Consider the following 13,980-nt stretch of genomic DNA (forward strand, 5'->3'; position numbering starts at 1 on the left):
CGCCTTTCCGGCAAGATCGTACTTCCGGTTCTAAGGACACCCTAAGCGCAGATTCTTACCATCCACACATGCCGCACATCCTCAGCCATTTCGATGGGCCGGTACGCCGTCCATGGCTATGGATGGGTCTTGTCGCCTTCGTCGCGGTCCTTCTTCCGGCGGTCCCCGTCGACGAGACGCGGTATCTCACCGTCGCATGGGAGCTTCAGCACAGCGACGGTTTCGCGTGGCTGACCTTGAACGGCCGCCCCTACCTGGACAAGCCGCCGCTCCTTTTCTGGCTGATCGGACTCGCCTGGCAGCTGTTGGGCCATTCGATCTGGGCGGCGCGCATGGTCTCGCTCGCGGCGGCGGCGGGAACCATAGCGCTGCTCGGCGCGATCGAGCGGCGGCTGGTCGCCGGCGGCCAGAACCCGCCGCTCGCACCGTGGATCCTGCTTCCCTTCGTCCTCTTCGATGCGTTCTCGGGCAGCATCATGTTCGACGTGCCGCTGTGCTTCTTCGTCGCCGGCAGCCTGCTTGCCCTGATCCACTGGCTGCGCGACGGGCACGGCACCGCCCTCGTGTTGCTGTTCGCCTGCGCGGCGCTGGGCATGCTGATGAAAGGCCCGGTCGTCGCGGTGCACCTGATCGGTCCGATCCTGCTGAGCCCCTGGTGGAACGCTCCCCATCCGGCGAGACCCTGGCGCATCGGACTGGCGCTCGTCGCACTCCTGCTGTCCTGCCTTCCGCTGGCCTGGTGGGCCGCGAGCGCCGCGGCGGAAGTCGACCATGTGCCGGTCGTCGAGACGTTGCGCCACCAGGCATTCGGCCGGGTGACCGACAGTTTCGCGCATCGTCGCGGCCCGTACTGGTACCTGTTGCTTTTACCGCTGCTTTCCCTGCCCTGGATCCTGTGGATTCGCTGGCGGCCTTTCGCACGCGGAGCGCGCGACGCACGTCGGGATCCCCGCCTGCGTTTCGGCATCGCCTCGTCGGCCGTCGCGCTGCTGCTGTTCTCCCTCATCAGCGGCAAGCAGGTGCATTACCTGCTTCCGTTGCTGCCGGGAGCCTCGCTGATCCTCGCCGCCATCGTGGCCGCGCAACCGGAGACGATCGCCCATCGCCGCCCGGTTTACGCGATCCTTCTCGCCGCCGCGGCATGCGCGTGGCCCGTCGCCCTCGCGTTGTCGGGAAGGAGTGAGCACGCCGGATGGTTATCCACGGCGGCGGCGGCTTTCGCCTTGCTGGCCCTTGCGACGTTCGTCTCGGCACGCCGCCACCGTGGGATCGAGGCGACCTCGGTGGCTTCGCTGTGCATCGTGGTCGCACTGTTGCTTCAGCTCGGCACGGTGCTCGGGCGATCGCCCAACGTCGACGACCTTGCCGGATACGTTCGCGACCTGCGCCAGCGCGGCGTGCCCCTGGTCGCCCTCGACGACGAACCCGGCATGGTCGGGTTCCTCGCCCGGCTGCCCGAGCCCCTGCCTGTCGTCGATGCGGCCGATGCCGCCCGGTGGGCGACCGAGAACCCCGGGGGTGTCGCCCTGATCCACGGAGGAAAGAGCCAGCCACCCGCCGGAGCGCTTCTCGTCGTGAAGCTGGCGGACGGCTGGGAAGGCCTGGTGCCTGCGCCGATAGTGCGCCGTGGCGCCTATTGAGCGCCGGTCTCGGGGGCGGGTGAAGCGCGACGCTCGAGGTGCGCGGCAACCCTCGCGACGACACTGCGCGGGTCGCCGTCTTCGCAGGACACCGCCGTGTTGTTTCTTCCATAGGGCGCGTAGCGCGCGGGATCGGTGTGGCCGAAGAGACCGACCGCCGTCGCCGACGTGGCCGCCGCCAGGTGCATCACGCCACAGTCGGCGCTGAGGTAAGTGCCCGCGGCTTCGATGAACGCGGCGAGCTTGCGCGGATCGCTCGTGTAATACGTCGGATACGCGCCACCGAGTCGCGACTGGCCGTCGGCCGAGACCAGTTCGACGATGCGCAAGGCGCCATGACGTGCGACCAGTTCGGCGGTAAACGTGCTCCACCATTCGGGCGCGAGCCGCTTGGCCCCCGTGGCGTTCGGGAAGATCGCCAGCACCGGTGGCGCATGCTCGCCGGCGGGGCCGAGCACCCGCGACAGCGCTTCGCGTCCGCAGCGGCGCTCGGCATCGGTCAGGCGCAGGTCCAACGGGGGCACCGGCGCATCGCCGGGCAACCCGAGCGCCCAGCGCAGCGCATGCACCGGCCGCGCCGCGAGGTGCGTGGCGGTCGCTCCGCCGGACAGCGCGTCCACCCGCAACTGGAAACGTGCCTTCACCATCGCGCTCGCGAAACGTCCCGACGAGGATCCCGAGGCGGCATCGACGACGAGATCGTAGCGACGGGCGCGCAGCTTGCGCAGCGCGGCCCAGGTCGCAAGCGGGTGGCGAACCGCACGGCGGTCCAGCGTCACGCAGTCGCCAACGATGTCGAAGCCGCGGAAGATCGCGCGGGCCGCGGGGCCTGCCGACAGGAGATCGACCTCGGCCCCGGGAAAGCGCCGTTCGATCTCCACCAGCAGCGGCGTCAGCAGCAAGGTATTGCCCAGCCGGTGGTTGGGACGGCAGACGAGGATGCGCTGGATCCCGAATGCGGGAAGTTCGCCCGCGCCGACGAGGTTCTTCTGGGGGGCCAGCAAATGCCGTGCCAGCCACGCCGCGGCGCGCCTTCGCCAGGTTGCCGCGTTCCCGTGCAGGGGCTTGCGGGCAGGCACCACCGATGGGCCGGACGAATGGGTTGCGACGGGTGACATAGACGAAGCACTCTGAAATGTGCCACTCACGATGCCATCGCATGCTTATTTCTTCCTGTCGGCAAAATGACGATTCCCCTACGCTGCGCTTAGCGGGCCCTTAGTTTCGGATACGATTGCAAATCGTTCTCATTAAACTTACGATAGGCAGCCAGACGGGTCCCGTACCCGCGCACGCCCGACCCAGGGACAACAGGAGTCTTGCCCTCGCACCACCCCGGTGACGCGCGAGCGGTGGCGTATGCGCGAACGAAGGCCGTTCCCTTCATTCGCACAAGGAATCGATCCATGGCCTTCATCACGAGCCGGAAGCACGGCGCTCCCGCCGCGCGCACCGTCGGCACCGCCGTTCTTCTCGCCCTCGCCCACGGTGCCACCGCTGCGGAGGTTCCCGTCGACGTCCCCGCGCCCCCGCAGCAGGCCAAGGTCAACGACGCGCAGGCATTGCCCGGCATGAAGGTCGAGGCCGACCGCTCCAGCGACTACCGCGTCGACAAGGTTTCCTCGCCGAAATTCACCCAGTCGCTGCTCGACACGACGCAGACCATCCAGGTCATCGGCAAGCAGCTGATCCAGCAGCAGGGCGCCACCACGCTGACGGAAGCGCTACGGAACAGCCCCGGCGTGGGCACCTTCTTCGTCGGCGAAAACGGTTCGACGAACACCGGCGATTCCATCTATATGCGCGGCTTCGACACGTCCGGCAGCATCTTCGTGGACGGCGTGCGCGACCTGGGCACCGTCTCGCGCGATGTCTTCAACATCGAACAGGTGGAAGTCACCAAGGGCCCGGACGGCACCGAATACGGGCGCACCGCGCCGACCGGCGCCGTGAACCTCGTGACCAAACAGCCCGTGCTCGGGAATGGCGTTTCCGGCTCCGTGCAGTTCGGCAGCGGGCAGCGCCGCCGCGCCACGGCCGACTGGAACCAGTCGATGGGCAACGATGCCGCCTTCCGTCTCAACGTGATGGGCCAGGAAAGCGGCGTCTACGGCCGCGACCAGGTGGAAACCAACCGCTGGGGCATCGCGCCGTCGCTCGCCTTCGGTCTGGGCACGCCTACCCGCGTCTACCTCGATTACCTGCACATCAAGCAGAACAACGTGCCCGACGGCGGCGTGCCGACCATCGGCCTGCCCGGCTACACCAGCCCGGATTCGCGTACGTTCCTCGACCATGCCCGCAAGGTCGACCAGGACAACTTCTACGGCACGAGCCAGGACCACGACCATGTCACCCAGGACATGTTCACGGTGATCGTGGAGCACGATGTCAGCGACACGCTCACGCTGCACAACACCTCGCGCTGGGGTCGCACCACGCAGGACTACCTGCTCACCTCGTTCCTGGGCTCGGCGGCCAACCTGCGGACGCCGGATCCGGCCGATCCGTTCGCCTGGACGATCGCGCGCAGCAATCCCACGTTCAAGCACCAGTCCAACCGCATCGCCACCAACCAGACCAACCTGACCGCCTCGATCGGCAGCGGCGCCGTGACGCAGGACATCAGCACCGGTATCGAACTGACCCAGGAGCGCGCGCGCACGATCGGCCTGGGGGCGCTCGGCGGCAGCACCTGGCCTGCCGCCAACCTTTATCGTCCGTATTCGAACGTCGGCGGCTTGCACTACGGCGAAACCGGCGCGACCAGCCAGGGGAAGACGACCACCGCGGCGGCCTACTTCTTCGACACCGTGAAATTCGGCGAGCACTGGAAGGTGAACGCGGGGGTGCGTGTCGACCACTACAAGACCGAATTCGACAGCCTGGTCGTCTGCGGCGGCCGCAGCGGTCCGGCCTGCGGCACCCTTCCCGCGGGCAGCGTGCTGCCCGGTGTGGATGCGAAGAAGAGCGACAACCTGGTCAACTACAAGGTCGGCGTGCTCTACAAGCCCGCCGCCAACGGCAGCATCTATGCCAACGTCGCGCAGTCGCAGGAGCCGCCGGGCGGCAATACGCTCACGCTCTCATCGTCGGCCAACAGCGCGGACAACCCCCGTTTCGATCCGCAGAAGGCGCGCACCGCCGAGGTCGGCACGAAGTGGGACCTGCTCGGCGAAAAGCTGCTGCTCACGGCGGCGCTCTACCGCACCACGGTGACCAACGAGCTGGTGCAGGACCCGACCGACCTCCTTTACTACCAGGTCGGCAAGAAGCGCGTGCAGGGCGTGGAGATATCCGCGCTGGGCAAGCTCACCGACGACTGGGCGGTGAGCGCCGGCTTCACCACGATGGATGCCACCGTCGAGAAGGGCGCCGGCGTCACCGCGAACGGCTCCGACGACCTCGCCTACACGCCGAAGCGCGCGTTCACGGCGTGGACCACCTATCACCTGCCGTTCGACCTCACGATCGGCGGCGGTGCCCGTTACTCGGGCGAGTTGCAGCGGGGCACGGATGGCGCGGTGGGCACGCCCGCCTATACGAAGGCCTACTGGGTGTTCGATGCGATGGCCAGCTACCCGATCAACCGCCACGTCGACGTCCAGCTGAACGTCTACAACCTGTTCGGCAAGACCTACGTCGCGGCGATCAACAAGAGCGGTTACCGCTACACTCCGGGCACGCCCCGCTCGGCCATGCTGACCGCCAACGTCCGCTTCTGATCGAAAGGAAACCGCCATGCTGATGCACGTACCGGAAGTCCTGAGCAAGGAACAGGTCGCCGGGATGCGCGCGTCGATGGAAAGCGCCGAATGGACCGACGGGCGGCAGACCGTCGGTCCGCAAGGCGCGCTGGTGAAACGCAACCTGCAGCTGCCCGAGGGGTCGGCGCTGCGCCGCGAACTGGGTGCGCTCGTCGTCGCGGCGCTGGGCCGCCACCCGCTCTACCATGCGGCGGTCTTGCCGCTGCGCACGCTGTCGCCGCGTTTCAACCGTTACGAAGGTGGCGGCGAGTACGGCTTCCATATCGACGGCGCCGTCATGGCCACCGCCGATGCCGACACGCACGTCCGCAGCGACGTTTCCTGCACGCTGTTCCTCAGCGAGCCGGAGGAATACGATGGCGGCGAGCTGATCGTGAGCGATACCTATGGCGAGCATGAGGTGAAGCTGCCCGCCGGCGACGCCATCGTCTATCCCTCGTCCAGCCTGCACCGCGTCGCCGCCGTCACCCGCGGCGCGCGCATCGCGTCGTTCTTCTGGGTGCAGAGCATGGTCCGCGACGATGGCGCGCGCCGCCTGCTGCTGGAAATGGACACGGCCATCCGCACGTTGTCGGCGGATGGCGCGGACCAGGCTTCGATCCTGCAGCTGACCGGCGTGTATCACAACCTGCTTCGACGCTGGGCTGAGACCTGAAAGGTTTGGGGTTATTGCGGGAGCCGGCTATACCGGTGTTCCGGCGAACTCATGCCGTGACGGAAATATGCACGGAACGATCCTCCATCATCTTCATGCGCTCGAGCAAGCCGGTGTAGAACGTTGCCAGCAGATCGAATCCGTTATTCCGGTCGAACTCGATCATGCCTTCGATCTGCGCACGAAGGTCGATGGGAGTGTCGGGCGCGCGTTCGAAAATGCCTGATGGAAGGGAAGTACTGAGGGCTGTCGCATCGAGCAGATCGATCTGCTCGCTGAAGATCATTTCGTCGAGGTATTCCTGCAGCTGCCGGGGCGTTACCCTCGAGAAATCGATACGATTCGATAACGGCGGGCGATCCTGCTTCCTGGACTCCTGCGGCTGAGGGCCTTGAGAGGGTCGCATGGCTTTCGAGGCATCACCTGGAACCGGAGAACACAACGGTGTGATATGCATGGTCTGCTCCTTGGGTTGGTCGACCAACAAGAACAGATGGAGAGTCCGGGTTTAAGGGGCCTTTCGTCTTGGAAGTGAAATACCCACCGCAATTCACGATCATCACTTACATGCACGGGCGCGCCGATTTACCGCACCCAACAATAGGCACTTTACCTTCGCGAGGTTGCGGGCCTGACTGGTCGAGGTGAACTTACCTTGACGCCATGCTGGTCAAGGCCAATCCGGCCAATCCAAGGACAATGCATGAAAACCCTCAGCATCGCGGCAGCCGCAATAGCGGCGACCCTACTTTGTGATTTCGCGCAAGCCAACAATCTCTCCAGTGTTTATGTCTATTCCGTAGACTCTACCCAGGGCGGTACGGAAACGCTGTCTCCCTGGGCCTCGTCCACGTCCCGGAATCATGGCGGTGCAAGGATGCATATCACGACCGAGGAAATCGGTTACGGGAACAACGCTCAAGCCCGGCTACTCGGCTTCAATCTTCGCGAGATCCAGACACAGCCTCTCTGCAACGTTCGCGGCTATGCAAGGCCGTGCAACGGTCGCGGGACGATCGTCGGCTATCGCCGCACATGGGACGCGAGCGGCCGTGACGGCGGTAACTTCGACTACATGGTGATCCCCAATGGGGTCGGTGGCGTGCGGCGAGTAAACCTTCAGGTGAAATAGAGCTGCTCTAACCGGTGCCTGTTCCTTTCCAACAGAACACCTTATCGTTCAGAGCCGCTAGACGTCGCCCTCGCCCCGGTGACTGGAGTCGAGGGCATTCGAGCGGATAAGGCCCGGCAGAGCCTGCCCCGGCGAAGGCCGGGGGCAGGGGCGGCGGGTGGCACGACGGCGACGTGGTGACGGGGACGGCTCGGGGAGCGGATAATTGGCACCCCCTGATGTCCTGGCTCCCTAAAGCATGTTCCAACCCGGTCAACGCTGGATCTCCACTGCCGAGCCTGAGCTCGGCCTCGGCACCATTCTTCGCGTGGAAGGACGCAGCGTGCAGGTGCTGTTCGCCAAGTCCGGCGTCCTTCGTCCCTATGCCACCGACAGCGCGCCGCTGATCCGCGCCGAATTCCGTGCCGGCCAGCGCGTATCCGGCAAGGGCATCGCTTTCCTGGTCGAGCGCATCGAGGAACGCGAGGGCCTCTTCGTTTACCGCGGCGAAGGCCGCGAACTCGAGGAGGGCCAGCTCGACGACGAACAGGCACTGTCGCAGGCCGACGACCGCCTCATCGGCGGCCGCACCGACCCGAACGACCGCTTCGACCTGCGCCTGGAAGCCCTGAGCCGCCGCGCCGATGCGCGCCGCTCGGCCGCCTGGGGCCTGGAATCCGCGCGGATCGGACTCGTGCCGCACCAGCTGCGTGTGGCGGGCATCGCCTCGGCGCGCCGCCCGCCCCGCGTGCTGCTGGCCGACGAGGTGGGCCTGGGCAAGACCATCGAGGCGGGCATGATCCTCGCCCGCCAGCTGGCCACGGGTCGCGCGGGGCGCGTGCTCGTGCTGTTGCCGGAGACCCTCGTCTACCAGTGGTTCGTGGAACTGCTGCGCCGCTTCAACCTGTCCTTTGCCATCTTCGACGAAGAGCGCTGCGAGGCCATCGAGCAGGCCAACGACGGGCGCAATCCGTTCGAGGACGAACAGCTCGTCATCGCCGATTTCGCCTTCCTGGAATCGTCGCCGAAGCGCGCGGGCCAGCTGGCCGAGGCCGGCTGGGACCTGATCGTGGTCGACGAGGCCCATCATCTGGAATGGACGCCCGAAGGCGCCAGCCCGCGCTACCGCCTGGTCGAGGAACTGGCCTCGGCCACGCCGGGCGTGATCCTGCTCACCGCCACGCCGGAACAGCTAGGCCGCGCCGGGCACTTCGCCCGCCTGCGCCTGCTCGATCCGCAGCGTTATGCCGATCTGGACGCCTACCTCGCCGAATCGGCGGGCTATACCGCGCTCTCCGACGTCGCGAGCACGCTCGCCGCCGGCAAGCCACTGAATGCGGCACAGCGCGAGATGCTCGGCGGACGCTTCAAGGGCGACCGCGAACTCGCGGCCCTGCTCGCGCGCGACGACGCCGGTGACGAACTGCTCGCCGCGCTGATCGACCGCCACGGCACCGGCCGGGCCATGTTCCGCAACCGCCGCGCCGGCATTGGCGGATTCCCGCGGCGCATGCCCGAGATCCTCGCCATCGATCCGGCGACCCTCGACCCGGGCCGGCGCGAGGCGCTGCTCGCCGAATTCCGTTCGGACATCCAGCAGCCGCCGGCGGCGCTCGAATTCGACTACACGAACGATCCGCGCCTCGCCGCACTCATCGGCCTGCTCGACGCCCATCCGAACGACAAGTTCCTTCTGCTCTGCCGTAGCCAGGCCAAGGTGATGGCCATCGAGGACGCGCTGCGCACGAAGAGCGGCGTCGGCGTGGCGCGCTTCCATGAAGGCCTCGGCATCGTCCAGCGCGACCGCAACGCGGCCTTCTTTGCCCAGCCCGACGGTGCCCGTCTCCTGCTCTGCTCCGAGATCGGCTCGGAAGGACGCAACTTCCAGTTCGCCCATCGCCTGGTGATGTGGGATCTGCCGCTGGACCCGGACCTGCTGGAACAGCGCATCGGCCGCCTCGACCGCATCGGCCAGAAGCACGACATCGTCGTCCATGTGCCCGTGCTCGAACAGAGCGCGCAGCACGTGCTGGCCCGCTGGTACGACGAGGGCCTGGATGCGTTCCGTACCAGCCCCGCCGACGGGCGCGAGCTCCTGCGCCGCTTCGGCAGCCTGCTTGCCGGCCTCGCCGACGAACACGCGCGCGAGGACGACGACCGCGACCAGGAACTGGACGCCCTCATCGCGGAAACGCGCGGCGCGCATGAGGAGCTCTCCGCGCTGATCCACGCCGGTCGCGACCACCTGCTCGAACTCGCCGCCAGCCGCGATCCGCATGCGGGCGACCTCGCCGGCAGCTTCGCCGCCGAAGACGACGACCCGGTGCGCGACCTCTTCGTGCAGCGACTGTTCGAAACCTATGGCGTGCATGCGGAGGAACTCGCGCGCGGCATCGTGTTGCTCGATCCGCAATACCTGTCCACGGACGGCCTGCCCGGCTTCGCCGATGGCCCGGTCTCGGTGACGTTTTCCCGCGACATCGCGCTGGCCCGCGAAGACCTTCCCCTGCTCCGTCTCGACCACCCGATGGTGGCCGCGGCGATGGACCTCCTCGTCTCCGGCGAAGACGGCAACGCGGCGTTCCTCGTCGACGATGCCCTTCCCGTCCGCACGGCGCTCTTGCAGGCCGTATTCGTGCTCGAGATCGTCGCCGACCGCACGCTCGACGCGGGCCGCTTCCTTCCCGCCACGCCGCTGCTGCTCACGGTGGATACGAAGCTGGGCGAGCGCCCCCAGTTCCGCCCGAGCGATGTCGCGTTGCGCCGCGCCGCCGACCGCAACATCGAAGTGCCGCGTTATCGCAAGTTCCTGTCAAAGCTGGTGCCGCCGATGCTGGACCGCGCACAGGATCTCGCCGCGGCGCGCGCCGACGTGCTCAAGGCCGAGGCCATGGACGCCGCGCGCCGCGAGCTGGATGCGGAACATGCGCGCCTGGTCGCGCTGCACTCGGTGAATCCCTCGATCACCGACGAGGAGGTGGACGCCATCGCCGCCGAGCGCGACGCCCTGCTCGCCGCCATCCCGGAAGCGCGCGTGCGCCTGGATGCCGTGCGCTTCGTGGTGAGCCCGGATTTCCTGGCGCTGCGCTAGGGGCACCCGGATGCAGGAGCCGCTATAGCGGCTCCTGCAGAAGCGGGCCTAAGGGAACCTTGTGGGAGCCGGCTACGCCGGCGATCCCGCGGCAGCGGGCCAGCGTGCCGCGAGCACCCATCGCCGCTGAAGCGGCTCCTACAAAGACAGTTGCTACAGGGTCAGCGGTAGCTTGGTGGCCTCACGCCCCACGCCCAGAGCAGGCAAAGCCCTGCCACGAGGCCACCCAGGTGGGCGAAGTGCGCAATGCCGGACAGCGTACCGGTGACGCCGAAGATGAGCTCGGCAGCACCGTAGAGCGTGACGAACAGCCACGCGGGAAGGCCGATGGGGATCGGAATCAGGATCAGCTTCTCGCGCGGGAACAGCATCGCGAAAGCGCCGAGCAGGCCGAACACGGCACCGGACGCGCCGACCGTCGGATACATGCGCTCCGACTCGAAGAGGTAGACGACGACGAGCTGCGCGACCGCCGCCGCCACGAGACAGGTGAAGTAGTAGATCGTGAAGCGCTTCGCGCCCATCACGCGCTCGATCAGCCCGCCGAACATGTACAGCGCGTACATGTTGAGCAGGATGTGCATGATGTTGCCATGCATGAAGCCGTAGGTGACGACCTGCCAGATCCGGAAGCCGATGCCCGCGACATCGCCGCCACCAAGGTCCACGGCGACATCGTGGCCGTACGGCCACAAGGCGAACCAGCGCGTCAGCGCCAGCGTGTCCTGGTCGCGCAGGAAGTATTGCAGAGCGAACACGAGGATGTTCGCGATCAGGAGGTTCCGGGTGACCGGCGGCAGGTTCGTCGGCATCGTCTCGATATCAGTCAGTCAATGCCCAAGGGTGGCTGCGCCGGCGGTCCAATTCAAGCGTGCGTCGCGGCAGACGAACGGCCGAACGACAGCAGGAACAGTACCCCCGCCAGGGCGCCATAGGCCGCGACGAAGGGCCAGACCAGCGCCTGTGCCGCCGCATCCAGCGTCCACGGCAGGTAGACCGCGCCGATGGGCTCCACCGAATGGATCAGCCCGAAGGCCGTCAGCACGGCACCCAGCGCCACGATGCCGGCTGCCTTGCGCACCTGTCCATCGATCATCGCCACGACGAAGCTGGCCCAGACCATCGACGTGACGATGAAGCCGTTGCCCAGGATCACGATCACCGCCATGCTGGGGAGGCCATGGCTCGCATCGGCGTACAGCGCGGCGAAGCGCGCCGGATCCACGATCGTCGGATCGCCCAGCTTGATCGCGAGCATGCGCGCGATCGCGGGGAAGAAGGCGAAGACCACCGCGCCCGCATAACGCAGCGGTGTCGCCTCGAACGCCTGCGTGGTGATGCCGATCGACACGAACACGAGGATCGGCGCGAGCACCGCCACCGGCAGCAGTTCCACCAGGTTCGACAGGTACCCGAGCACGCCGCCCAGGCCGATCACGAGGCCCGTCGCCAGCGTGTAGCCCGTGCGCGCGCCCATCGCCTTGTACGCCGGCTGCCCGATGTACGGCGTGGTCTGCGCCACGCCGCCGCAGACGCCGGCCACCAGTGTCGCCAGGGCTTCCACAAGCAGGATGTCGCGTGTGGGGTAGTCGTCGCCGGCGGCGCGCGCACTCTCGGTCACGTTGATGCCACCGACGACCATCAGCAGGCCGAACGGCAGGATCAGCGGAAGATAGGGAACCGTCGCGGCAAGACCTTGCACGAAGCCCAGGTTAGGCCACGGGAAGCCCAGCCGCCATTGCCAGTGATCCGGCGCGTCATAGCCGCTGCCCAGCCATCCCATGGGCCCCAGCCCGTAGTAGAGCAGCACGCCGACCAGGAAGGCGCCGAGCACGCCCGGCACGCCGAAAGGCAGCCGGCGCTTCGCCACCAGGCCATAAAGCACGACGCCCAGCCCGGCGAAGCCCACCACCGGCACGCGCATGATCTCCACCAAGGGCAGAAAGCCCATCAGCACGAGCGCGATGCCGGCGATCGATCCGAGCAGGCCCGCGCGCGGCACCGAGCGCTGCACCCATGCGCCGAAGAACGAGAGCACGAACTTGAGGAGGCCCATGACGACCAGCGACGCCATGCCCAGCCGCCACGTGGCCTCGCCCGCGGCCGTCGCGTCCAGGCCCGCCTGCCGGTATGCCGCGAAGGCTGGCCCCAGTACCAGCAGGGCCATGCCGATGGTCGTCGGCGCATCGATGCCGAGCGGCATCGCGGTGACATCCGAACGGCCGGTGCGCGCCGCCAGCCGGTGGGCCATCCATGTATAGGCGAGGTTGCCCAACAGGACGCCGAGCGGCCGTGCCCGGGAACATCCGGCGAAAAACGATATCCGCCGGTATCCCGAAGAGACCCACCAGCGCGCTCGCCATGAAGGCCAGCAACGAAAGGTTGTCCACCACCAGCCCGAGGACACCGTTGAGGTCGCCACCGCCGAAGCGGCGTCGATGAGGAGATGAAGTCATTCCAAACCCTGTCTTTTCGGGACCCGACGTTGTCGGTAGGGCTAGCGTACCGCTGTCGCGGGGGCGACGGGTCCTCAAATACTCCCGCTCGTCCATGGTGCACAAAAAAAAGAGCCCGGCTTGCGCCGGGCTCTTTTCTGTTGCTACCGATCGTGCCTGGATTACTGCTGGACCTGCAGTTCCGTGCGACGGTTGCGAGCGCGGCCTTCGGCCGTGTCGTTCGTGTCGATCGGGTTGTTCTCGCCGTGGCCGATGGGGCCTTCCAGACGATCCGCGCCAATGCCGTGCGAGGTCAGGTAGTCGTACACGATCTTCGCACGACGCTCGGACAGGCCCTGGTTGTAGGCGTCCTTACCGACGCTATCCGTGTAACCGGCAACCGTGACCTTGACCTGCGGGTAACGCTGCAGGGTGTCGACAGCCTGGTCGAGGACGCCCAGCGATTCGCTGGTCGGCTCCTGCAGGGTCGGGCCGATGTTCGTCTCGCCCTTCTTCGGACGGTCGAACTTGAAGTTGACGCCGCGCAGGTCGATGACGACCTTCTGCGGGCAACCATCCGGGCCGACGATCGTGCCAGCCGGGGTGGCCGGGCACTTGTCGTCGCAATCGTTCACGCCGTCGCCGTCGGTATCGAGCGTCGAGCAGTCCGGAGCGGCCGGGGCCGGAGCAGCGGCCGGAGCCGGAGCAGCCGGCGGCTCGCCGAAGCGCGAAACGATCGAGAAGCCGAGGAACCAGTCGCCGTAGCCGTTCTCGCTATCGTTGGTCTTGTCGTCCCAGTCGTAACGGTAGCCGGCTTCGACACGGATGTCGGAGCTGTCGGTGATGGTCTTCGACACGCCGACGCCGAGCTGAGCGGCCGGGGACCAGCCGTTGTCCGACGGGTTGTGATGGTACGAACCCATCACGCCGGCGAGCAGGTACGGACGCCAGCTGTCCCACGCACCGGCGTAGAAGCGGGCGGCAACGCCGTAGCTGTTGTTCGACCAGTGGCCAGTGCCATCGTTGTCGCGCTTGGTGCGGTCGGCGAAGATGTCGATCGACGCGTTGTTGGAGATGAACTTGCCGAAGCCCAGGCCGTAGTAGACCTGGCGGCTGTTGGTGTTGCGGTCGGTGTCGTTGTAGTAGCCGCCGACGGTGGGGGCGATGTACCAGCGGCCGTCATAGCCGTTACCCGCCGTGTCGGCGGACTCCTGCGCGTGAACGGCACCCACGCCGCCCAGGGCCAACCCGATCAGCAAAAACAAGCCCTTACGTTTCATC

At 67.0% G+C, this 13,980-nt stretch carries 9 protein-coding genes and 1 pseudogene; 5 read left to right on the forward strand and 5 right to left on the reverse strand.

Annotated elements, in window-relative coordinates:
• Window positions 1-68: 68 nt before the first annotated feature.
• Window positions 69-1,640, forward strand: a complete 1,572-nt coding sequence (locus tag HBF32_RS09025; RefSeq protein ID WP_166699328.1) for an ArnT family glycosyltransferase — start codon at window positions 69-71, stop codon at window positions 1,638-1,640.
• Here the strand turns inward: HBF32_RS09025 and HBF32_RS09030 are convergent.
• Window positions 1,634-2,758, reverse strand: coding sequence for a glycosyltransferase family 9 protein (locus HBF32_RS09030; protein WP_166699329.1), 1,125 nt, complete (start codon window positions 2,756-2,758; stop codon window positions 1,634-1,636). The two genes, HBF32_RS09025 and HBF32_RS09030, sit on opposite strands and share 7 nt — an antisense overlap.
• Window positions 2,759-3,046: 288 nt before the next feature.
• Between HBF32_RS09030 and HBF32_RS09035 the strand changes: the two genes are divergently transcribed.
• On the forward strand, window positions 3,047-5,365 hold the full coding sequence (locus HBF32_RS09035; protein WP_166699330.1) for a catecholate siderophore receptor Fiu: 2,319 nt from the start codon (window positions 3,047-3,049) through the stop codon (window positions 5,363-5,365).
• A 16-nt stretch (window positions 5,366-5,381) separates the two neighbouring features.
• Window positions 5,382-6,062 carry a Fe2+-dependent dioxygenase gene (locus tag HBF32_RS09040; protein ID WP_166699331.1) on the forward strand — a complete coding sequence of 227 codons (681 nt, stop codon included), beginning with the start codon at window positions 5,382-5,384 and terminating at the stop codon, window positions 6,060-6,062.
• A gap of 49 nt (window positions 6,063-6,111) precedes the next feature.
• Here HBF32_RS09040 and HBF32_RS09045 read toward each other — a convergent pair whose 3' ends face one another.
• On the reverse strand, window positions 6,112-6,519 hold the full coding sequence (locus HBF32_RS09045; RefSeq protein WP_166699332.1) for a hypothetical protein: 408 nt from the start codon (window positions 6,517-6,519) through the stop codon (window positions 6,112-6,114).
• Between the two features lie 246 nt (window positions 6,520-6,765).
• On the opposite strand from HBF32_RS09045, the gene HBF32_RS09050 reads away from it, so the two are divergent.
• Together HBF32_RS09050 and rapA are read left to right on the forward strand one after the other, a co-directional pair.
• A complete protein-coding gene (locus HBF32_RS09050; protein ID WP_166699333.1) occupies window positions 6,766-7,194 on the forward strand; it encodes a DUF4879 domain-containing protein in 429 nt (142 codons plus the stop codon).
• 238 nt (window positions 7,195-7,432) lie between these two features.
• The gene (gene rapA / locus HBF32_RS09055; protein WP_166699334.1) at window positions 7,433-10,264 is read left to right on the forward strand and encodes an RNA polymerase-associated protein RapA; all 2,832 of its coding nucleotides are present in this window, start codon (window positions 7,433-7,435) and stop codon (window positions 10,262-10,264) included.
• A 161-nt stretch (window positions 10,265-10,425) separates the two neighbouring features.
• Here the strand turns inward: rapA and HBF32_RS09060 are convergent, their stop codons facing one another.
• The 3 genes and pseudogenes from HBF32_RS09060 to HBF32_RS09070 form a co-directional block, all read right to left on the reverse strand.
• Window positions 10,426-11,076, reverse strand: a complete 651-nt coding sequence (locus HBF32_RS09060) for a rhomboid family intramembrane serine protease (RefSeq protein ID WP_166699335.1) — start codon at window positions 11,074-11,076, stop codon at window positions 10,426-10,428.
• Window positions 11,077-11,129: 53 nt separating this feature from the next.
• A pseudogene (locus tag HBF32_RS09065) lies at window positions 11,130-12,720 on the reverse strand (hypothetical protein).
• A 161-nt stretch (window positions 12,721-12,881) separates the two neighbouring features.
• The gene (locus HBF32_RS09070) at window positions 12,882-13,979 is read right to left on the reverse strand and encodes an OmpA family protein (RefSeq protein ID WP_166699336.1); all 1,098 of its coding nucleotides are present in this window, start codon (window positions 13,977-13,979) and stop codon (window positions 12,882-12,884) included.
• Between the last annotated feature and the right edge of the window lies 1 nt (window position 13,980).

It is taken from the genome of Luteibacter yeojuensis, assembly GCF_011742875.1.
Classification (GTDB): Bacteria; Pseudomonadota; Gammaproteobacteria; order Xanthomonadales; family Rhodanobacteraceae; genus Luteibacter; species Luteibacter yeojuensis.

Bases quoted from the DNA above. Each gene is read 5' to 3' on its own strand.
- HBF32_RS09040 (WP_166699331.1), top strand. From the start codon at position 5,382: ATGCTGATGCACGTACCGGAAGTCCTGAGCAAGGAACAGGTCGCCGGG.
- HBF32_RS09045 (WP_166699332.1), bottom strand. From the start codon at position 6,519: ATGCATATCACACCGTTGTGTTCTCCGGTTCCAGGTGATGCCTCGAAA.
- HBF32_RS09070 (WP_166699336.1), bottom strand. From the start codon at position 13,979: ATGAAACGTAAGGGCTTGTTTTTGCTGATCGGGTTGGCCCTGGGCGGC.
- HBF32_RS09025 (WP_166699328.1), top strand. From the start codon at position 69: ATGCCGCACATCCTCAGCCATTTCGATGGGCCGGTACGCCGTCCATGG.
- rapA (WP_166699334.1), top strand. From the start codon at position 7,433: ATGTTCCAACCCGGTCAACGCTGGATCTCCACTGCCGAGCCTGAGCTC.
- HBF32_RS09030 (WP_166699329.1), bottom strand. From the start codon at position 2,758: ATGTCACCCGTCGCAACCCATTCGTCCGGCCCATCGGTGGTGCCTGCC.
- HBF32_RS09060 (WP_166699335.1), bottom strand. From the start codon at position 11,076: ATGCCGACGAACCTGCCGCCGGTCACCCGGAACCTCCTGATCGCGAAC.
- HBF32_RS09050 (WP_166699333.1), top strand. From the start codon at position 6,766: ATGAAAACCCTCAGCATCGCGGCAGCCGCAATAGCGGCGACCCTACTT.
- HBF32_RS09035 (WP_166699330.1), top strand. From the start codon at position 3,047: ATGGCCTTCATCACGAGCCGGAAGCACGGCGCTCCCGCCGCGCGCACC.